The 22,703-nt window shown below is 24.0% G+C and carries 15 protein-coding genes; 1 reads left to right on the top strand and 14 read right to left on the bottom strand.

Annotated elements, in window-relative coordinates; all coding sequences use genetic code 11:
• Window positions 1-293: 293 nt before the first annotated feature.
• The 14 genes from MBBAR_RS02140 to MBBAR_RS02075 all read right to left on the bottom strand — a co-directional run bounded on the left by MBBAR_RS02140 (window position 294) and on the right by MBBAR_RS02075 (window position 20,573).
• Window positions 294-1,220: an AEC family transporter gene (locus MBBAR_RS02140; RefSeq protein ID WP_080459639.1), complete on the bottom strand. Its 927-nt coding sequence runs from the start codon at window positions 1,218-1,220 to the stop codon at window positions 294-296.
• Window positions 1,221-1,549: 329 nt separating this feature from the next.
• Entirely contained in the window at window positions 1,550-2,485 is a 936-nt protein-coding gene (radA, locus tag MBBAR_RS02135; RefSeq protein WP_080459638.1) for a DNA repair and recombination protein RadA, read from the bottom strand.
• A 110-nt stretch (window positions 2,486-2,595) separates the two neighbouring features.
• Window positions 2,596-4,974, bottom strand: a complete 2,379-nt coding sequence (locus MBBAR_RS02130; protein ID WP_080459637.1) for an OB-fold nucleic acid binding domain-containing protein — start codon at window positions 4,972-4,974, stop codon at window positions 2,596-2,598.
• A gap of 595 nt (window positions 4,975-5,569) precedes the next feature.
• On the bottom strand, window positions 5,570-6,979 hold the full coding sequence (locus tag MBBAR_RS02125; protein WP_080459636.1) for an undecaprenyl-phosphate glucose phosphotransferase: 1,410 nt from the start codon (window positions 6,977-6,979) through the stop codon (window positions 5,570-5,572).
• Between the two features lie 208 nt (window positions 6,980-7,187).
• Window positions 7,188-8,066, bottom strand: coding sequence for a glycosyltransferase family 2 protein (locus tag MBBAR_RS02120; protein WP_080459635.1), 879 nt, complete (start codon window positions 8,064-8,066; stop codon window positions 7,188-7,190).
• Window positions 8,067-8,155: 89 nt separating this feature from the next.
• Window positions 8,156-9,142, bottom strand: a complete 987-nt coding sequence (locus MBBAR_RS02115) for a glycosyltransferase family 2 protein (protein WP_080459634.1) — start codon at window positions 9,140-9,142, stop codon at window positions 8,156-8,158.
• Between the two features lie 160 nt (window positions 9,143-9,302).
• Window positions 9,303-11,783: a glycosyltransferase family 2 protein gene (locus MBBAR_RS02110; protein WP_080459633.1), complete on the bottom strand. Its 2,481-nt coding sequence runs from the start codon at window positions 11,781-11,783 to the stop codon at window positions 9,303-9,305.
• Window positions 11,784-12,086: 303 nt separating this feature from the next.
• Window positions 12,087-13,451 carry a polysaccharide pyruvyl transferase family protein gene (locus MBBAR_RS02105; protein WP_080459632.1) on the bottom strand — a complete coding sequence of 455 codons (1,365 nt, stop codon included), beginning with the start codon at window positions 13,449-13,451 and terminating at the stop codon, window positions 12,087-12,089.
• A gap of 136 nt (window positions 13,452-13,587) precedes the next feature.
• Window positions 13,588-15,411: a CDP-glycerol glycerophosphotransferase family protein gene (locus MBBAR_RS02100; protein ID WP_080459631.1), complete on the bottom strand. Its 1,824-nt coding sequence runs from the start codon at window positions 15,409-15,411 to the stop codon at window positions 13,588-13,590.
• Between the two features lie 197 nt (window positions 15,412-15,608).
• A complete protein-coding gene (locus tag MBBAR_RS02095; RefSeq protein ID WP_080459630.1) occupies window positions 15,609-16,757 on the bottom strand; it encodes a CDP-glycerol glycerophosphotransferase family protein in 1,149 nt (382 codons plus the stop codon).
• Window positions 16,758-16,794: 37 nt separating this feature from the next.
• Entirely contained in the window at window positions 16,795-17,532 is a 738-nt protein-coding gene (locus MBBAR_RS02090; RefSeq protein WP_080459629.1) for an ABC transporter ATP-binding protein, read from the bottom strand.
• Window positions 17,533-17,540: 8 nt separating this feature from the next.
• Entirely contained in the window at window positions 17,541-18,335 is a 795-nt protein-coding gene (locus MBBAR_RS02085; RefSeq protein ID WP_080459628.1) for an ABC transporter permease, read from the bottom strand.
• A gap of 421 nt (window positions 18,336-18,756) precedes the next feature.
• Window positions 18,757-19,782 (bottom strand): alcohol dehydrogenase catalytic domain-containing protein, encoded by a 1,026-nt coding sequence (locus tag MBBAR_RS02080; RefSeq protein ID WP_080459627.1) that lies wholly within the window; start codon window positions 19,780-19,782, stop codon window positions 18,757-18,759.
• Window positions 19,783-19,874: 92 nt separating this feature from the next.
• The gene (locus tag MBBAR_RS02075) at window positions 19,875-20,573 is read right to left on the bottom strand and encodes an IspD/TarI family cytidylyltransferase (RefSeq protein ID WP_080459626.1); all 699 of its coding nucleotides are present in this window, start codon (window positions 20,571-20,573) and stop codon (window positions 19,875-19,877) included.
• 673 nt (window positions 20,574-21,246) lie between these two features.
• Here MBBAR_RS02075 and MBBAR_RS02070 point away from each other — a divergent pair.
• The gene (locus MBBAR_RS02070; RefSeq protein ID WP_158082502.1) at window positions 21,247-22,596 is read left to right on the top strand and encodes a polysaccharide pyruvyl transferase family protein; all 1,350 of its coding nucleotides are present in this window, start codon (window positions 21,247-21,249) and stop codon (window positions 22,594-22,596) included.
• Window positions 22,597-22,703 lie beyond the last annotated feature (107 nt).

The raw sequence follows: 22,703 nt of genomic DNA, 5'->3' as shown, positions 1-22,703 counted from the left end.
ATAGTGTTATGTATGCCATTTAAATAAATAAAGGTTTCTATTTTTATTATTGAGTAAAGTTTATATATGATAAAAAGAATTTGAATTAAATTGATTAGAATAAATAAAAAAAGGATTAAAAAGAATAAAATAATAATTAAGCCATTGAAAAGAACTAAAAAATATTAAAAGGAATTAGAAGCGGTGAAAAATGGTTAAAAAGTCTTTTAATTATAATTATAAAAAATTAAAAAAGAGAAAATTTTTTTAAAAAAAAAAGAAAATTATGTAAACTTTTAAAACAAAATATAATTTTATATAGTGCCAGTAATAAAAGGCAAAATCCCAATTAAGATAGGTAAAGTAATCAAACTAAAAACAGTAGTAACAACTGAACAATCAGCAGAAATACCAAAATCTAAATTGTAAGTAACTGCCAAAACCATTGTCAACATTCCAGATGGCATTCCAGCTTCCACAATGGCTATTGTAAATTCCATATTAGACAAACCTAACAAAGTCACAATAGTTAAAGCAATAATAGGAGCAATTACAAGTTTAACAATGACATCCAATCCAGCTATTTTCAAATTATTCTTAAGACCTTTAAATTGGAGAGAAAGGCCTAATGAAATCATTATTATTGGAATAGCCGCTGCAGATAAATATCCAATTATACTAGCAGGTATATTTCCAATAGGAATATTTAAAAGATTAAAAGTAATTCCCAAAATAAACGCCCATAAAACTGGAAAACCTAGAATTCTTTTAAACACATCCTTAATATTACCTCCAAAATTAGCAATCAATATTATGCTTAAAGAAAGGAACAATATTAGAGTACCCATATCATAAAAAATTGCTCTTAAAAGACCTGATTGGCCAAAAACACCTAAAACCATTGGAAATCCTAAAAAAGCAGTATTTCCAATAACAACAGGTACAATAGCCCCCCATAATTTTTTTTCAGGCAAATTTTTCTTTCTAAGGATAATATAAACAATCAACCCTGAAATTGCACCTACAGTAATACTAATTGTGGGCATTACAGCTAGGGTTGTAATATTAGATAAATTTGCAGAATATAAAGAAGAAAAAATAAGACATGGCATTGCAACATTAATAACTAATTTATTCAACACTTCAATGTCTTTAATATTAAGCAAATTAATTCTTTTAAGAAAATATCCCAAAAAAATCAAAAATAAAATAACAATTATAGTACTCATTACTTCAGACATAGTTTTCACTTTAATAAATGTGATTATAAAATATTTTAATAAATATGATTATAACATTTTTAATTATGAAATTTAATTTTCATAAAAAATATATTCGGTAATCTCTTAATTTTATCAGGTAAACTCTATTCTAATTAATAATATTTTTTTATTTCATCATTAATAAAACTAAAGCATTATCTAAATCAAAGTCAATATAAAAAATAAATCAAAGTCAATATTAAGATAATCAATTAAGAAAAAACAAGAAAATATTAAACAATTAAAAATCAAATGAATAAAAATTAAAGAATAAAAAATTAAAATAAAAAAGAAGTTAAATTAATAACTTAATCAACAATACCATCACTAGTAATTTTAAATACACATTCGCCTTCTGGTAAATGAGGAGAATCAACTAAACGAGCAATTCTTTTACCAGCTAAACCTTTTTTAAGCCAAATTCTATAAGTAGAAGCATGACCTAAAACATGACCTCCAATTGCTTTTGTTGGGCTACCAAAGAAAGCATCTGGTCTTGCTTGAACTTGATTAGTAATGAAAACAGCAACATTGTAAGTATTAGCTATATTTTGAAGAGCGTGCAAATGTTGATTTAATTTTTGTTGTCTTGTTGCTAATGACTCTCTTCCTACATATTCTGCTCTGAAATGAGCCATTAATGAATCAACAATTACTAATTTTATATTTGATCCACTTTGAATCAATTCATTAATTTTATCTGCCATTAAAATCTGATGAGCAGAATTAAAAGCTCTAGCAATATGAATTTTTTGTAAAACCTCTTCATGATCAAGTTCAAAACCATCAGAAATTTGTTCAATTCTTTCTGGACGGAAAGTATTCTCAGTATCTATAAAAACACATTCTCCATCAAGCCCCCCAAGATCTCTTGGAAGTTGAACAGTTACAGCTAATTCGTGAGAAATTTGACTTTTACCAGACCCAAACTCACCAAAAACTTCTGTAATAGATTGAGTTTCAATTCCTCCACCAATTAATTCATTGAAAGCTTCACTTCCAACTGTAATCCTTCCAACATCACGTCTTCTTTCCATAACATCGTATGCAGTTTCAAAGTCAATAGATTCTGCTTTTCTAGCTGCTTCAATAACTTTTTCAGCAACACCTTCTCCAATTTCTGCTTTTACAGCTAATTCCTTTGCAGTAGCCGTAGCTAATCTCATCATATCAGCGAAACCGGCGTCTCTTAATTTTTGTGCGGTTTTTTCCCCAACACTGGGCAAATCTTCAAGTTCTACCATAATACTCATCCCTATATTATTTATATTTTATTTATATAATTTTTGCTTTTATAATTCATTTATAAATTTCATAATTTAATAGTTCTAAAGATAAATTACTAAATCAGCTACTATAATTCTGTAGAAATAATTTTTTTAGGATTTAATCTAATTTCTTCATTATATTCATCAAAATTAACATCAGCAATAATTTTAATACTAAGCCCTGCTAAATTCTCAACTTTTCCTTCTAAAACACCTTCATCAGCACTTTCTTCAACAATCTCTGCTGCTTCATCAGTAGTCATTCCAAGAAGTTTTTCAGCTAATTTACCAAAGAAAGTAATAGAAATTTCTCCAGTATCATCCTCAATCCTAGCAGGAATCATTAAAAGATATCTTGGCTTTTCAACATCTTCTCCACAATAATCACAAACATATTCATCATCAATTTGATCTAACCTATTGCTACAGCTAGGACATCTAGCAGAAAGAATATTATTACCAAAAGTATCACCCAGTGCCCCCTGAATCTTAATATTTCTATCATCATCCTCTAAATCAACAATGTTTTTAGATCTATATAAAATTTCTTCCAACTCTTCAAAAGAAGGTAATTCATCTAATTCATCATCTTTTGCCTTAGTTATTTTAGTATTATTACTAATACTTAACTCAAGATTATCATTTCTAAAAGTTACCCTCGGATTTTCAATTTTTAATGCATCTCCAACTTCATAAGGATTATTTGCTTGTTCATTCCAAAGAGTAGTTCTTATAATTCCAGTATCATCACCAATTTCAATATTTCTAACTAATCCAGGAGTTCCATCTTGTCTCTGGAATTCATTCACATCTTGAATATCAATAACTCTTGCTAAAACTCTTATATTAGAATCATCTTCTTCTAATTCATCGATTTTTTTAGGAATATAAATCATGTCCTCAAGTTCTGAAAAAGAAGGTAAATCACCAGTTTCATCTTCATCTAATTTTATAATTCTTGCAGTTTTTCCTATATTAAGTTCAACTGAATAAAGACCCATCCGAGTCCTTGCATTCTCAATTAAAAAAGCATTTCCAGGTTCAAAATTATTTTGAGCTTTTTCATCCCAAAAAGATAACCTAACAACACCGGTTTCATCAGCTAAATCTCCAGATCTAACTAAACCAGTAGTACCATCATCTCTTTGAAACTCTCTTGGATCATGCATGGTTATAATTCTACCAAGAACATCAACCTCTTCACCATCTTCCTCAATTTCTTGAATAACTTCAACTTTAATTGGTCCTAGTTTTGATTGATAATCTTTTAAAAGATCGATTAAGCTATTATCTTCATCAGGGTTAGTTATTATTTGAGTGTTCCAATTAGTATTAACTCTATAACCAGTTTCAGTATATTCATCAAATTCAATGTTTCCACCAGTAATTTTAATAATATCTCCTTTATTGATGTTTAATTTAGTATCATCACCCCAAAGAGTTACTCGGATAGAACCTGTATCATCAGCTACCTCAATAGATTTAACAGCCCCTTTAGAACCATCAGCTCTATCAAATTCTATAGTATCTTGAATTTTAGTGACAATCCCAAGTAAGGTCACATCTTTCATTTCCTGAGCTTCAGCAATTTTTAAGATTTTATCCTCATATTCTGGAACTTCAAAATCCCCTTTAACTATTCTTCCATCCCAATGAGATAAAGATACTTCACCATTTCTTTCTCTAGCAGAAGCACCTAATATTTTTAAAGAATCTCCTTCCTTAATATCCAAACTGTTTATTAAGCCAGTATCTTTATTCCATAATGTATAACTAATTTTTCCAGTTTCATCTTGTAGTTCTAAAGAAGTTACTTTACCGTCTTTTCCATTTTTTTCATAGCTTCTAATTTTAGGAACTCTTATTAGTCTTGCAATAATATTTACAGTAGTATCTGGGGCAATTTCATCTATAGGAGTTATTATTTCCTCATATTCTGGAAAATTAGGATAATCATTACTATCTAAAACATTTATTGTTGAACGTGGCTGTAAATGAATTTCTTTAGTTCCAGATTGATAACCATCTTTAACATCAACTCTATTTATTTGAATAATATCTCCTTCATTAAAATTTTTTAATAATTTTATGTTTTCAGTCCATAAAACTACCCTTATTTCTCCAGTATCATCAGCTATTTTTAAATTAGCTAGTTTTCCATCTTTCCCTTTACGACTTGTGAAAATTTTTGGATTTGAAATACCAATTACTCTGCCAATTACACTTAAATTTTGAGCTCCAGATTCTAATTTAGATATTTTATCCATTGCATGTTCTTGACTTTCAGACCTATGTTCATTTTTTTCATTGATATATTCCCCTACAACAGTCCGAGCAATGTCAACATCACTCATAAAGCTTATATCCTTATAATCTTTCTTTTTTTCATTCATTTTCTCTAAAAATTCTTCTTCAGAGATTTTATCCTTGATTTTGTTATATTCTTCTATTATTTCATTATCCATACCAAACCCTCACAATTAAATATTAATTATTTTTTTATATATCTAGAACTTTTTCCAAGAGCAAATGAGGAGTAATATTTTAAAATAAATATTAAATTTTAACAATTATAATACTCTTTTACAACTATAATACTCTTTTTATAAACAAAAAGCTCTTTTTTATAAATATAAAACTCCATATAAATTTTTAATTATATTAATAATATAATTATATTATTTAACTTAAAGATTTTTATATTTAATTCAAAGATTTTTATAAAAAACCTGTTATATAATATTTTGATATTCAGATCTCACAGATTTCAAAAAATATTTGAAACTTATTATAACTTTTATTAACATAACTATTATAATAATTAACAGTAATTTAGTATTACTATTAAAAGAATAGTAATAACTATTATATAAATATTATTACAATTATTTTAAAAAATTATAATCATACAATAACCTTGTAGCAATATAAAATATAGTAAAAAATAATTAAAAAATATTAAAAAATATTTAAAAGTATTAAAAAATTAATTAAAAATTAATAAAAAGCTAATTAAAAAAATATTAAAAAATTTACAAATTAAAAATTAATAAAGAAAATTTAATAAGCATTCTTATTACCTTTTAAAATTGTTTTCCACATAATTAAAACATCTAAACCAAAATACCAATTTTCTACATATTCAATATCATACTCAATACGCCTTTTAATAGAAGTGTTTCCTCTATACCCATGTATTTGAGCCAATCCAGTGAGTCCTGGTCTAACTTGATGTTTTACCATGTACTTTGGAATTTCATCTCTAAACTTCTCTACAAAAAAAGGTCTTTCAGGTCTAGGACCAACAACACTCATTTCACCTTTTAAAACATTGAAAAACTGAGGCAATTCATCAATACTAGTTTTCCTAATAAAATCCCCAATTCGAGTTTTTCTAGGATCATCTTCAGTAGTCCATTCGGATTTCTCTTCAGATTCATCCTGTACCTTCATACTTCTAAACTTGTACATCATAAAAGGCATTCTTTGATAACCAATTCTTTCTTGTTTAAAAATAATAGGGCCTGGAGAACTTATCTTAATAGCAATAGCTGTTAAAATCATTATTGGAGAAGTTATAATAATAGCTATTAAAGATATCACAATATCAGAAATTTTTTTCATGAATCTATTTAAAGCATCATCTAAAGGGACATAACGAATATTGATAATAGGTAATTCATCAATCATATCTACAGAAGGCTTTGCAGGGAAATATCTATAATAATCAGGAATTATCTCAGCTTTTACACCATGATTTTCACAAATATCCACCAATCTAGTTAAATTATCATAATATTTAAGAGGAATAGCTATTATAACCCTATCATATTGATTATTAGCTAAAAAATCATCTAAATCACCTATTAATCCAATAACAGAAGCCCCATTAGTTCCATCAATTACATGACCAATTTTATGATGAGAACCTAAAAATCCACTAATAGAATAGCCTAAATATTTCTTAGATATGATTTTTTTAGCAAATTTAATAGCTAACTCTCCATCCCCAACGATTAAAATATGTTTAAGATTTTTATCATTAGATCTAATATGTTTTAATATAGATCTAAATATTGCTCTTTCAATTATAGCAAAAACAGTACTAAAAGAGGCAAAGACAAAAATTAACTTTCTTGAATAGTTAGGTTCATCTATAATAAATAATAATGCAATTAAAACTATAAATGCCATTAAATTGACTTTAAAAATCTCTGTAGCCTCAGATATTATACTTGATTGGTTTCTAAAAGGCTTATATAATCCTGAAAAATAGTAAAAAATTAAATACAATGGAATAATAAATAGTGCAAGTAACAAATAATTTTCAAATGGAAGAAATCCTCCCAAAGGTCCAAAAATAGTTGTTTTAAATCTTAAAAACCAAGCAGCAATAAATGCTAAAACAACCACTAAGGCGTCAGTTGTAATTAATATAGCATTTAAAAGTCTTTGGTTTTGTTTTATCATAATATCCCTATTAATATGTTGATATAAATTAGATATAATGTATATTGGAGATGAACTAATATAAATTATAATATTTTAATATGTTAAATAATTATACAATTATATAATATAATCACTATTATTTATATCATTATTGTAATTTAAATAAATTTATATAAATACAATTATGAATACTAATTATTTAATATTTATAGAAATTAAATCAGCATCATTTCTTAAAAACATTGAACACTAATTTAATCGTTAAAAGAAAGATTATACCTAAATATACCGATAATTTAGTAAAAAAAGAGTATTTTTTATCATAATGTTTATTATAAAAAAGATACATAGCTCTATAAAACTCAAATATTAGCTTAGATTTTTGTTTTTTGCTACTTGCACCTTTATAATGGATAATTTCAGATTTTCCATAGTATATAATTTTCCAACCAGCACTTTTTATTCTATAGCACCAATCAATATCTTCACCATACATAAAATAATCTTCATCTAAAAGACCTACTTCATTTATAGCTACCTTTCTAACAAGCATAAACGCTCCAACCAAGCTATCTACTTCATAAATCCCATTATCATCAAGATTATCTAAATTATAATCATCGGAATTAGAATTTTTAATCTTATTAAAACCAAAAAGCTTGTAAAAAGAATTTTTAGGATTTGGAAAACTACGTTTACAAGATTTATCTAAATCACCATTAGGTAAAAGAATCTTACAACCAACAGCCCCAACATCATTATGACTTTTTATAAATTTTAAACAATCATCGATTGAGCCATCTTTTACAATAGTATCAGAATTTAAAAGAAGAATGAAGTCCCCTTTAGATTTTTTAATAGCTATGTTATTAGCAGCAGCAAATCCTTGATTAGTTGGATTATTTATAAAATTTATCTTTCCATTGGAAGCTTCATTTGAAAAATGAGAAAAATAAGATTTTAATTTTTCATAACTCCCATCTTGAGAATTATTGTCAACTATGAAAATCTCATAAGATGACTCTGTTGTTTCTAAAACAGAATTAATTGTATTTTTTGTTAATTCATAAGTCTTATAATTAACAATTATTATTGATAAATCCATATAATCACTATAAATTTATAATCACTATAATTCTATAATTAAAATAATTCCATAATTAAAATAATTCTATAATTAGAATAATTCTATAATTATTTGTAAATAAGTTTAAATGTATTGATTATTAGTCTCCATTGAATTTTAAAATAATTTTTTAAGTTATTCCTTTTAAATTCTGTTTTTTTTATTTTATTTCTATTTTTTATTCCTTCTTTTAATCCTTTTAGGTATAAATCTCCATAACCTTTCCTGATGAAAAAAATATATTTTATTAAAAATCCAATAGCTAAAAATCCTATATTTAATAGTATTTGAGGCCAAGGCATATTCTTATATATAACCCATATGTTATTACGAGCAGCTAAAGGTATTTTAAACTCATTATACCTACTTCCACTTGACCCACTTCCAATATGATATACAATAGCATCAGGAGAATAAACATTTTTGTATCCAAATATTCTAGCTCTATACCCAATATCTACATCTTCCATATATGCAAAAAAATTCTCATCAAAATATCCAATTTCATTGAAAATTGATGTTCTATATAATGCAGCCCCTGCACAGCTACTAAATATTTCTCGTGGCTTTGAATATCTTGTTATTGATTTATCTAACCCATCACCTGACTTTTTCGTCCAACCAAGTAAAGTATATTCATCACCAGCATCATCAATTAAGTCCGGGTTATCATATTGTAGCATCTTAGAACTTACACTAAAAATCTTTTTATCATTATTTATAGTATTAAATAGTCTATTGAAAAAGTTAGAATCAATTTCAACATCATTATTCAATAAACAAACATATTCACTTCCACGATTTACAACTAATTCAATTCCTTGATTTACAGCTTTAGAAAATCCAAGATTAGAATTATTAGCTATTAAATGATATTCGATATTTTCATTGTTTTTTTCGAAATATGATTTAAAAATTTCTATTGAATTATCTACAGAAGCATTATCAACAAGAATAATTTGCAATTTATGAATTTTTTCTTCTTTTAATGAATCTAAACATCCTTTAAGAAATTTATTACCATTATAATTAGGAATAACAACAGAAATTTCCATAAATTCACCTGTAGATATTTTTAATAATAAATATAATAGATACTATAATAATTGATACTATAATAATAACTTTAATAACAAAATTTATAATAAATATTATTATCTTTAATATTATACTATTAAAATTGTTTAATTTTAATAGTAGTATTATTTATAATATTTAATTAGCAATGTTTTTTAAATTTCTTCTTAAAATAATTATAATGAATATAAGCTTATGAATATAATATTGAAAATTAATTAAAAAAGGTATTTTTCCATTGTTAAAACCTGATTTAAAAAGATTTTTCTGATTTAGAGAAGTTAATATAGATTTTTGATTAATTTTAGAGAATTTGAAGTTTTTGTATAAATTTAAAACATCTTCATAGGAATTTTCAAAATGTATATTATTTTCCTTTAATATATCTAAATTAAAAAGTTTATTTGATAAATAGAGATCAAAAATCATGAACTTTGACTTATAAGAAGAATAATTTAAATCTTTGTAGGTATAAGCTAATAAATTTGAAGAAAAAATTTTTATTAATTTTTTATCGCCATCATTATCATTAAAATAATAAAAAGGAGAAGATGTAAACGCGTATCCATTTTTATCTGATCTTTTAATATTTTGTTTTTTTTCAATATTAAAGAAAAGATTTTTTAATGAATTTGAACCCAAATATAGTGGAACATCGATGAAAAATCCATACTTTGATTTAGACCTTTCTATGGCTATTTTTTTAAAGTTAAATTTTTCAACAGTTTCTAAAATAGATAAGTTTGACTTTTCTAAAAATTCTTCATTAACTTTAGATTTCAATTTTCCATTTAAAATAACATCAAAAGAATTAAAATTCTGAGTATAAATTGATTCAAGTAGCTTATTGAAATTTTCATTAGATATATCCATATTATCAATAATTAAAGATATGAAAGGAGCTTTTAGGTATTCATTATTTGTTAAAATAAAATTTTCATTTATTTTTTTATATTTGCCAATTTCATACAACCTTTTAATATCTACTCGAATATCATTAGAAAACTTAAAATCATTATTTTTTAAAAATTCCTTATTAAATAGTTTATCCGATAAAAAACAATCATATTCTGTATTAGAATTTATTAATTCTCTTTTAGAAAATTTATTGATATTATAAGTATCATTATTTGAGAATTTGTCTTCTATAACAGAACACATTGGATCCATAACCCAATTATAATCGTTTCCATTAATCTTATCAAACATTTTTTTAAATAAGTTTGGAGAAAATAGAATATTTTCCTCAATAAAAAACATATATTTTCCTTTAGATAATTCAATGGCCCTGTTTTTAAAATCATGACTATAGTCAGACTCAATAAACTTAATATTTTCTTTATTAATTACATTATCATCTAAGATTGATTTAAATTCATTAGGAACTATTAATTCAAATGCCGGAAAATGAGAATTATAAATATTATGAATAATTCTATTTAAAGAAATTTTATTAATATTAAAGTTATTAATGTCTGAATCTTTATTTGAATCTACTTTTAAGTTGCCTAAAACAATTGAAATTATTGGGTTTTTAGCCATTTCTTTATGACTAGTAATCAAATTATTAAGATCTAAATCATTATTACTTTTTATACATTTCTCCCAAGTTGGAGGAAACATATCTTCTTTTAGCTCATCAATTATTTCTTTAACTCTCTTCAATGTTTTATCATCACTTTTCCAAAAAAATCTGTATGTTATTTTTATAAATAAGGCTGTGCACTCTTTATATCTTAAAGTATCAATATAATTCAACATATATCTGTTAAATCCCGTTAATTCATTTTCTCTCCCTTGTTTAATTAATTCAATCTTATATTTATCACAATACTCTTGGAAAGCGTTTAAAATGATTTTATAAGATTTATAGTAAGAATTAACAGAATCTAAATTTGAATCTTGTGAAAGTGAAGAATCATCAGAGAATAATCTCTTTTTATATAATAAAAAATTGTGAGGGCAACCTACAATTTTATCACACTGATATAGATAGGAGAAAAAAAAGCCAGCATCACTAGAATGAGTTAAAAGAGGCATTTTAACTCCAGTTTCAATGAGTTTTTCTCTCCTAAACATTTTATTTAGTATCAACATAGTCCAAATTATTTTTTCATCATGAGGAAGAATATTATCTAAGTGAGAAAGTATTTTAGCATTTTTATATTCTCTTCTTGACCATGTATCAAAAGAAGTTTGAGGACCAATAATCAGATCAGGAATCGTATTTTGTGATTTATGAAATTTTATAGTCTCATTAATATTATAAAGAGCTTCTTCAAAAAAAAGATCCCCATCAGGATCTAAAAATCCAATATATTCTCCAGTTACTAGTTTCAATGCATTATTACGAGCAACAGCTACACCTTGATTTTCTTGATAAATATATTTAAAATTAGAATATTTATTACAATATTCATCAATTATGTTCTGAGTTGAATCAGTGGAACCATCGTTGACGAGAATAACTTCAAAATCTTGAAAAGATTGATTAACTAAAGAATTTAAAGTATCCCTAATATGATTTTCTACATTATAAGCTGGCAAAATTATTGAAAATCTATAATTAATCTTAATGCCTCCCAAATATATATTAAATTGTTTAACATGACGAATCATAAAAATAGCTATTAAATAGCCCTTTACTCTGAAAAAAATAAAAAATAAATATAATTATAAATATATTAACTTAAAACATATATAAATCTTTTATTATTTAAAAATAAAATATCAAATTTATTTAAAAGTTTTAATAAAATAATTAAAATCAGTGAATTAGAAGTTGACAAATTATTAATATTAAATTTCCTAATATTATTAATATTAATATTTCTTAATATTATTGATATTAATATTATTAGTATTATATTCCATATTAAACATCTACTAATAATTATTATATTCCATATTAAATAATACATCCTAATAATTATATTTTTTATAAAAATTAATTAATTTTGATATTTTATTTTTGCCTATCTTCATAGATTTAATCTGTTCAAATTCATTTTTCTTTTTAATTTGATATTTTTTATTTTTCCATATCTTTTTTTCAGACCTATATTCTTTAATGCGATTATTAAATTCTTCTTTTTCAAGGTTTGAAATAGTTTCTACAGGAGGCATATAAGGAATCTTTTCAATAAATTTATCTATATAAACTCTTTTAACATTTATATCTTGATCAAAAACAGTTTTTATATTATTTTTCTTCCAAAACTTTAAATAATTTTTAAAAAGTTTTTCATGATTCTTCAGAGGGGATTTGAAATTAACATTATCTATAATATCCTGTATAGAATTTAACTCATTAAGGTCCTCTTTATATATCCTTGTTAAATCATGATATTCAGATACATCTTTCATACGAGCATCTTTAACAATCATTATACTTGGTGTTCCAGAAATGGCCGCCATGATATTTCCATGTAACCTTGCTCCAAAGCTTAAATCAACAGATTTTAAAAATTTAATCCATGTATAAACACTTATTGGCACTTTAACACGGTTATTTTTATAAGAATCTGATTCCATATTTGTAGGATAATTATGATTTTTAAATTTTAAAGAAGGTTTTCCTAAATAGCATAATTTTAGCTCACTTTTAGTTTGAGGAATAAAATAATAATTTGAAAAGTCATTCATAGTTTTTGAAATAATTTCTTCAATTAAATGACCATATGGAGCAGAATTTAAAGATATTTTAGAATTTTCATCAATTATAAAATCTTTGATTTTTAAATGATTGCCAAAAGTGAACATTGAAGGACAACCAATAACCATGAATTCTTTTTTAGTGAAGCCTAAATTTGAAAGATAGTTTCCAGTTACATTACCTCTAACCCCTACTATATTTCCGTTTTCAGTTATACTTTCCACAAAATTAATAACATCTTGGTCAAATGAGAAATTTTCATATCCATCACTTTTTAAATCTGCACTAAGACCAATACCCGGAATAATAATAGGAATATCTAAGCTTTTAAAGAGTTCTGTGAATCTATTTAACTTTTTAATAAAATTATCTCGAAAAGAATTTGCCATTGGACAAATATAAGCAGAATAATTTTTATTAATTTTTTTAGAGTTTGCTGAGGTTATATATCCACGATCAACACCATAATAATCAGAAACTAGAGAAACATCCTTTTTAAGCAATGCCCTAAATATTGAAAATTGATATACTAAATTACCAATATTATTACCAATAGAATTTCTAACAATCATTTTTGAAGGATTAAAATTATCTAAAGGAGAGGTTCCACAACGAATTAGCATTTTTTCCATATATTCTCATTCCAAAAATAAATTAAACTATTTTAAATTTTAATATTAATTCATTTTCTAATTTAATATTTTTATATTTGTTTATTATTGATTTTTTTATTATTATCTTTTTAATATTATTTTTAGTTATTATTAGTTATTTATTATTAAATTCATTATTGAGTAGTTTTAAAATTAGATTAGCTACTCTATGTGAAGATTTACCATCAAAATCATTGAAAAACATATTTTTGAATTTTTGAACTTTAAATGTTTCAAAATCATTATGATAAATCGCTTTAACTAAGTCTTTAAGATTAAAAACTATTTTTCCTGGAACAAAAATTCTATAATCAAAATAAAATCCCCTATCTTTAGAATATTCTTCTAGATCATATGAATAAAATAGCATTGGAATATTTAAGATTGATGCTTCAAAGATAACTGAGGAGTAGTCTGTAATTAAAAGATCTGTGATGAACAATAAATCGTTTATTTCTGTATATCTTGATAAATCCAATACCTGATCTTTGTATTTCTTTGGAATATTCATTTTTTCTTTTATAAAAGGATGATGTTTTACTATTAAAATGCAATTGGATAAATAATCATCTTCATCTTTATCGATATCTCCTAATAAATCAAAAAAAGTCTCAATATTAAATTTATCCTTTGGATAATAAGCATCATCTTTACCTTCTCCTCTAAAAGTAGGGGCAAATAAAATAACTTTCTTATTTTTTAAAATAGGGTGTTCTCTATAAATTTTATTTATAATCTTCTCCCCATATTCTTCATCAAAGAATATATCTGTTCTCGGAATCCCTGTAACTATGACTTTTTCATCAGAAATACCAAAACCTTCACTATAAAATCTTTTTATATTTTTTGAGCTGACAATTGCATAATCATAGCTTCGATGGTTTGGAGAATCCTGATTAGCTGCACCAAACTTCCCTAATCTTGAAAAACCAAATGTTTTAAATGCTCCAACTGCATGCCATAGTTGGAAAAGCTTAATACCTTTTTTTAATTTGAAATTATGGATATTAGGATAAAAATCATCTAAAAGAATAATTTTAGAAGTAGATATTGAATTAACAAAAGTAATCATTTCAGAAAAGCTTAAATCCTTTATTTTTTTATCAATTAAGAATTTTGATATCTCTAATTTATCATTAGTTTTAAAAATATCGAATATAAATTCAAAATTTCCAGATAAATCATTTCTTCTTTCAGATAAAAACAATATTTTGTTTTCTTTAATTTTTTTCGTTCTAAAGAAAATATATAAAAATTTCATTATAGCTATCTTAAATGATCTTTTACCATATATAAATCCAGAAAAATTTAAAGTTTTCCAATTTATATGAAGTAATATTGACTTAAAAGTATTTCTTCCTTTTAAATAAAATGGAGATTTATTTTTTAAGCCTTTAGAAGCTAAAAATCCATCAAGAAAAAAAATAGGAAATGCTAGAATAGAAAGTATGAATAAAAAAAAACTTTCCAAAAAGCTTATTGATTTATAAGTAAACTTATTTCTATTATTCAGCTTTTTTTTTAGTATATCTTTTCTAGCTTCAAGTTTTAATAAATTATTCTCTATTTTTGGATCATAATCATTATCTTTTAATGTAAAATTAAAGTTAGAATTTGTTTTATCTATTAAAAATTCTTCAATGAAATCATTTCCATATATTAAACTAATGCTAATATTTATATCATCGATAAAATCCTTATTCCAAAAAATATGGTTTATTTCAAAAGTTTCACTAGCTAATATAAAACAATTATTAGAAATATTGTCTCTAAAAAAGCCCCTAATTTTAAAAGGAATTCTTCTATTTTCAATTGAATTAGAAAAAATAATTTCTAGATAGGGATTATATTCAGTTGGACTTTTAAATTCTATTTTTAAAGATAAATTTAAAATGTTATCCAAAATACTCAATTCATCAATTTGGATTTTCGGATTCATAAGTACACTATCAATAAATTATTTTAAATTGTTTAGTTTATCTATATTATCAAATTAATTAGTTTTTATAATTTATAATATTGAATTTCAGATTATTTAAATATTATTTAATTATTTAATTATTTAAATAAAATACTTAATTGAATATTAATTGAATATTATATAAATGAAATGAATTGAAAAAATAAATTAATAGATCAGTTATCTTTTCCAAATAAATAGTCAATAATCCTTTTAGAAGATTTATCATCTAAATATTCATGGTTTTTATTTGAAAAACTATCAATTTTACCCATATCAAAATGATTATTTTGGATTATATTGATAATATCCTTAGTATTTTTAGCTATGGGACCAGGAACATTATTATAATCAAAATAAAATCCTCTTTCATTATTAGAATAATAATCTAAATCAAAAGGATAAAAAATAATTGGTTTAGAAAGTATAGAATATTCTATCATTACTGATGAATAATCTGTGATTAAAATATCTGAAATTAATAATAATTCTTGTAGATTTTCATATTCACTTACATCAATAGAATTATCAATCTTAGAAATATTGAATTTAGGATGTGATTTAAAAAAAAGACAATATTTATCCCCTAATTCTCTTTGAAAAAGATTACCATTGAAATGGTTAGAAATATTGTCATTTAATTCTTTATTTGTTCTAAAAGTAGGAGCATACAATACTATTTTTTTACCTTTAATCTCAGGATAAGCTTTTTCAAATTTATTCTTAATTTTCATAATATTTTCAGAATTATTATTATTTTTATTAAAATAATAATCTATTCTAGGAGTTCCAAGAGCTAATATTTTATTTTCATCAACACAAAAAGCTTTTTGATAAATTTTAGAAAGATTATTAGAACTAACAAATAAATAATCAATTTTAGGTCCGATTAATTTAAATAAATTTTTAATGTTATTATCATCTAATATTTCGAACCCAAATTTTTTAAAAGCACCAGGAGCATGCCAAAGTTGTATAACAAGAGTATCTTCACTAAAATTCATATATGCCATAGGAAAAAAATTATCATTCAGAAATATATATTTAGATTTAGCTAATTTATATGTTTTAATAATGAAAAATTCTAATAAAAAGAAGATCATTTCAAAAAAAAATTTAAAGGATTTAATGTTATTAAAAGAAAATTTGTCCTTATAAATGAAATTATATTTAAAATAGCCCCTAGTATCTAATTCTTTTTTAATATATTTTAAATTACCATCAAATGAATTACCTTCTATTATAAATGAAATTTCATCTTTTTTAATTGGAAAAAAGTTAAAAATATTAAATATAATAGCAAATAATTTATAATTAAAATTCATTTTTTAACCTTGTAATCATCTAATATTTCTATATTATCTAATATTTTTCTTTATAAACTTTCACAACTTCTTTTACATCCCCAGACATTTTTAAATTACCGTTTTCCAGAAGTATTGCTTTATTACATAATTTTTCTACCTGTTTTATTGAATGAGAAACAAAAAGAACAGTAGTATCCTTATTTTCAATCATCCCCATCATCTTTTTAAAACTTTTCTTTCTAAATTTAGCATCACCAACCGAAAGAACTTCATCTAATATGAGAATGTCTGGATTAACCATAGTAGAAATTGAAAACCCTAATCTTGCTCTCATTCCAGAAGAATAATTTGAAACAGGAACATTCAAAAATTTCCTTATTTCAGCAAAATCAACAATTTCATCAAAACGTTCCTCCATGTATTTTGTAGAAAATCCCAAAGTAGCTCCTCTTAAAAATATATTTTCGCGGCCAGTATATCTTTTATCAAAACCAGAACTTAATTCCAAAAGAGGTACTACCCTACCTTTTGTTTCAACAGACCCTTTACTTGGTTTCATAACACCAGCAATTACTTTAAGTAAAGTACTTTTTCCTGCACCATTTAAACCTAAAATAGCTAGTCTATCACCCTTATTTACATCAAAAGTAATATTCTGAAGTGCCCAAAACTCTTGAAACATTAGCTCTCTATTTTTAAGGTTTTTAAAATAATTTTTTAAACTAATTTTACCTTGTTTTTTTAGATTAAATCTTACTGAAACATCATTTACAGTAATAACCTTATCACTCAAATTATCACCTAGATATATAGTATAAATTTATCCTGATATTTATATAAAAGGATAATTCCAATTGTTAGGAAAAATATAGTAACTCCAAGAACATAAAAAACTTGAAATGGATCATATGCCTGACCATATATTACAGATCTTCTAATCATGTCAATTACTTGAAACAAAGGATTATAATCAAAAATAAATTGATATTTTTCTGGAACAACTGATACTGGATAAAATAATGCACTACCCCACATAAGTAAGGTTGTAAAAACTCCCCAGAAATGTTGAACATCTCTAAAGAACATTACAATAGTAGCAAGAGTTAATCCAACACCTAATGTCATGAAAAATAAAAGTGCAAAAGGTATTATCACAAAAAAGATATGCCAAGTTAATACAACACCTGTAACAATTACAAGTAGAGCTAAAACTATTAAAGACATTATAAAAGTAACATATTTTCCAAGAACACTAGCTAATGGATAAATATATTTTGGGACATAAATTCTTTTAATAATAGTGGCTTTTTTTAATGACCTTAAAGCCGCTTTCGATCCTCCTGAAAAGAAGTCAAATGCTAATCTACCACATAAAAGATAGACTGGGTAATTTTCAACAGATTTTCCTAGAAATGTAGAGAATACTATACTCAAAACTATTGTATATAGTAATGGACTTAAAAAAATCCAAAAAACACCTAAAAACGATCTTCTATACTCTAACTTCACACTCTTTTTAACAAGCTCATACAGTAAATATCTGTACTTCATAAAGTTTTGAATGAATCTATTATCCATAATATTTCCAAAAGCCATAGATTAACTCCAATCAAGAAAATTTAATGATATTTAAGATGTTTTTATTAATGATTAAACAATTTAATATTTTATTAATGATTAAACAATTAATGTTATATTAATTTAATTTGATAAATATAGTATTTAAAATATTGATAAGTATAGTATTTAAAATATATAGCAAATATAGTATTTAATTTATATATTCTAAAATAAGTTTTAAATTATGAATTTTAGTAGCTATTTAAATTATAAATTTTAATAGTTATATTAATTAATAAACTTAATTATAAACTTAAATTAATTATAGAATTTTTTAGCATATTCTAACATTCATATAATAAAAATATATAATTTTAGTTTGTTTTATTATATCTACTAAATAGTTATTAACTTTTAATATTTAGGAATACAATATTGAATTCATATAAGAAAAATGCTATTTATTCCAAATTAAAACAGTTTTTCCAAAGCTAGAATTAAAATCTTTTTCAAAAGCTAGATTAATATCATTAAGAGTTCTAATTTCAATAATATCATTTATAATATTCTCCAAATATTTTAATATTTTTGGGTGTTCTTTAAAAATTTCAATTGTTTTAATAAAATCACTGCGACCACTTCTACTTGTTCCAAATAAAAGTAATCCTTTCTCTAATATCATCCTTGTATTCATTGGTACATCATATTCAGAAACACCTAAAAGAGATATTGTTCCTTCAGGATTTATTAAATCTATTATTTGATTAATAGCTGGTTGGGAACCCCTTCCACCCACACATTCAAATGCATGATCTATTTTTATTTCATCTGGAACTTCATTTATTCTGAATGTTTCATCGGCAAATGTAAATAAATTTAGTTTTTCATTGTTTTTTCCAAATACTATGATTTTGGATTCTGGAAAGAATATTTTAAGTAAAAGAGAGGTTATATATCCTAGATTTCCATCTCCCCAAACTCCAATTATCTTTTTTCTTTTATGTGAAAAATTAGAAAATCTATCAATTGAATGAACACTAACACTAATAAGTTCTGTAAATGAAGCTACTTCTCTATTAATATCTTTTGATATTTTTACAAGTCTATCTGAATCAGAAATTATATAATCCTGCATAAATCCATCAAAACCACTAGCTCTGAAATTGCTTGACCTCAAATAGTTTTCAGCTATTATATCATCCTCTTCAGTAGGAGTATTTGGAATAATAACAACTAAATCTCCTTCATTAAAAGTTCCAGTATTGTCATTAATTACTTCTCCTATTCCTTCATGAATTAATGCCATAGGTAATTTTTCATTTAAAGTTTCAGGATCTCTATTTCCTTGAAAATATCTTTGATCAGCCTGACATATTGATAAATGAGTTGGCCTTACAACTACTTTATTATCTAAATCAGTTGCCTCATCATAAACTTCCTCAAATAGTTTTGGAGAAACTAATTTATATATAATGTTAATCATTATTTCACTCTAAAAATTCAGAATATATAAATTCATATATTGTTCATTAATTGATTATTTCTTAATTTAATAATGTTTAAATCTGTGCTGAATTATTTTAAAATAGAATTAGCAACTCTTAAGTCATAAGGGTAAGTGATTTTAATATTGGTTATTTCCCCTTTAACAAGAAATACTTTCTCATTGTTTATTGAGAATATTTTACAAGCATCAGTCAATATTTCTTTTTGTTCTTTAGGTATATTATTATAAAGTTGTTTTAATTTATTAATCTTGAATGATTGTGGTGTTTGTCCTTGATACATATGTTTTCTATTTGGAATACTATTAATAAATTTATTATCTTCACTTTTTACAATAGTATCTGTAGCAGGAATTACAGTATCACAAGCACCATATTCCTTTGTATATTTAATATTTTCCTCAATTATTCTATGAGTTAAAAAAGGTCTCACAGAGTCATGAGTCACAATAATCGAATCTTCATTTATGTCAAAATTATTCTCAATATATAAAATTGCATTCATTATAGTATCATTTCTAAGATTTCCACCTTCAATTACTTTTATTGACTTTGAATCTGGAATATATTTTGATATAAGATCCTCTGTATGACTAACCCACTGTTTTGGACATAAAACAATGATTCCTTCAAAATTTTGATTTATATAAAATTTCTCTATTGTGTGTATTATAATTGGTTTATCACCTAATAAAAGAAATTGTTTAGGTTTTCCAACGTTTCCCATTCTAGTTCCAGTTCCACCTGCTAATATAGCTGCAAATATCATAGTATCTCCTGTTTCATTAAATTGCTGGATAAAATTAATAAAGATATATAATATAATAAAAATATATAATATTTATTATAAAATTTCAATATTTTTAAAATATAATATTGTATAATTCTAATATTTTAAATTTTAATATACATTAAAAACATTAATATGAATATATTAATACAGATATATTAAAATTATTGATATAAGTATAGTTTTTTATATAAAAAATATATAGTTTACTTAATATAAATTATTTTATGCTAATTTATAAGTTTCTATTAATGATATTTATATTATAAATTTCTATTTATATTATAAATTTTCAAACATTTAATATGATAAATAACTAAAGTATAATACAAATTAAAGTATCTATTCAATACAAGTTCATATATTATCTCATCAAACAACATTTGATATAATAGTTTTACTATTATTTGTAAATAATATATAAAACCCATTATTAGTAAAGAATATAAAAACCAACTATCCACTAGCATTTCAATTAAAACAGAACATACATATTCAACCTTCGTGAAGTATTTATACCGGCACCTATATATTATAATTACTTATCATAATTTACAATCTAAAGTATTATAAAAAAATAAAATATTATAAAGTCTTAATCAATATGCATAAACTTTAGTTTTCTATTTTTATTTTATGGGGAATGAATTTAATGAAAAATATTTTAATTAGAGCAGGGAAAGATTATTTTACAAACATTTCTCCTGAAGCTACATTGTCTTTTAGAAATCGTAGTACTTTTGGACATAATGTAGGATTTTATTTAATTTCTGATTCAGTATATAAACTAATTTCAACACCAAATACATCTATAACTCCAGATAGCTATTTGATTGGTTCAAGACAATCTTATAAAAAGAATGTTGCCGAAACTATAAATAATGAATTCGATGCATTTGTGCTTCCTGTTGCGGATTTTTTAAAACCAAAACAAATTGGACATATGAAAAGATTAACTTCGTTGATAAAAAATTTGGAGATTCCTATATGTGTATTAGGGCTAGGAATCGGTGTTAGATTAGAAGTAGGTAAATTTAATCATGATAAAACTGACAAAGTTGTTAAAAATTTCATCTCTTCAATATTAGATAAATCTAACTCAATAGGAGTTAGAGGTGAGCTAACCTTTAAATATTTAAATAAATTGGGATTTAATGAAGACCAAATAAAAGTCTTAGGATGCCCATCAGTCTATTTAAACGGTCCAGAATATAATATTAAACCTCCAGAAATTAATAAAAATTCAAAAATAGCACTGAATATAACTCCTTTTGTAAAAAAGTATGGGAGTTTTGTAAATAAAACTATTAAAAATTATAAAAATTATGAATATTTCATGCAAGATATTAGGGACTTAAAATTAATTTTATATGGAGAAGAGTGGGGTCCTGGTGGACAAAAACCAAGAAATTATTATAATAAAATACTAAAAGAAAATAAAGCTATTTTTCCGATAGATTCTAGAAGTTGGATTAATGAATTGGAAAATTTTGATTATTCAATTGGAACAAGATTACATGGAACAATAGCGTCATTAAATGCTAGAATCCCATCAACATTAGTTGTTCATGATTCTAGAACACAAGAAATTGCAGATCACCATAAAATACCATATATAAAAATTGAAGATATTTCTAAAGATACATCTTTAAAAGAAGTTGCAAATAACACAAATTGGGAAGCCTTTAATAATTCTTCTGAAAAAAATTATAAAAAATTAATTAATTTCTTTAAAGAGAATAAAGTTGATACAGTAAATGAATATCCAAACCCTATTATTCAAGAAAAAGAAAAAGAAATTGAGATTCCAAAAATACCTAGACAGATTTATTCTAAAAGTACAGGTATAAACGATGAAGAGCTTTTATCTAGGATTGATTACCTAGCAAATAAAAAACAATGCGAATATAAGCCTCCATTTTTCATTGCAAATGAAAAAATAATTCCAATTAACAAGGATAATAGTTCTATAAAAAAATTAAAGAATTTTTTCAAAAGATAAAAAAGTATATTAAAATAATTTAATGCAAATGATTATTTAAATATATAAATAACAAAAAATTGAAATTAAAGTTATCGGGACTAAAACTATTGAAATTAAAGCTATTA

Origin of the sequence: Methanobrevibacter arboriphilus JCM 13429 = DSM 1125, assembly GCF_002072215.1 — an archaeon.
GTDB lineage: Archaea > Methanobacteriota > Methanobacteria > Methanobacteriales > Methanobacteriaceae > Methanobinarius > Methanobinarius arboriphilicus.
This window is presented reverse-complemented; position numbering and strand designations above follow the sequence as displayed.

Bases quoted from the DNA above. Each gene is read 5' to 3' on its own strand.
- MBBAR_RS02140 (WP_080459639.1), bottom strand. From the start codon at position 1,220: ATGTCTGAAGTAATGAGTACTATAATTGTTATTTTATTTTTGATTTTT.
- radA (WP_080459638.1), bottom strand. From the start codon at position 2,485: ATGGTAGAACTTGAAGATTTGCCCAGTGTTGGGGAAAAAACCGCACAA.
- MBBAR_RS02130 (WP_080459637.1), bottom strand. From the start codon at position 4,974: ATGGATAATGAAATAATAGAAGAATATAACAAAATCAAGGATAAAATC.
- MBBAR_RS02125 (WP_080459636.1), bottom strand. From the start codon at position 6,979: ATGATAAAACAAAACCAAAGACTTTTAAATGCTATATTAATTACAACT.
- MBBAR_RS02120 (WP_080459635.1), bottom strand. From the start codon at position 8,066: ATGGATTTATCAATAATAATTGTTAATTATAAGACTTATGAATTAACA.
- MBBAR_RS02115 (WP_080459634.1), bottom strand. From the start codon at position 9,142: ATGGAAATTTCTGTTGTTATTCCTAATTATAATGGTAATAAATTTCTT.
- MBBAR_RS02110 (WP_080459633.1), bottom strand. From the start codon at position 11,783: ATGATTCGTCATGTTAAACAATTTAATATATATTTGGGAGGCATTAAG.
- MBBAR_RS02105 (WP_080459632.1), bottom strand. From the start codon at position 13,451: ATGGAAAAAATGCTAATTCGTTGTGGAACCTCTCCTTTAGATAATTTT.
- MBBAR_RS02100 (WP_080459631.1), bottom strand. From the start codon at position 15,411: ATGAATCCGAAAATCCAAATTGATGAATTGAGTATTTTGGATAACATT.
- MBBAR_RS02095 (WP_080459630.1), bottom strand. From the start codon at position 16,757: ATGAATTTTAATTATAAATTATTTGCTATTATATTTAATATTTTTAAC.
- MBBAR_RS02085 (WP_080459628.1), bottom strand. From the start codon at position 18,335: ATGGCTTTTGGAAATATTATGGATAATAGATTCATTCAAAACTTTATG.
- MBBAR_RS02080 (WP_080459627.1), bottom strand. From the start codon at position 19,782: ATGATTAACATTATATATAAATTAGTTTCTCCAAAACTATTTGAGGAA.
- MBBAR_RS02075 (WP_080459626.1), bottom strand. From the start codon at position 20,573: ATGATATTTGCAGCTATATTAGCAGGTGGAACTGGAACTAGAATGGGA.
- MBBAR_RS02070 (WP_158082502.1), top strand. From the start codon at position 21,247: ATGAAAAATATTTTAATTAGAGCAGGGAAAGATTATTTTACAAACATT.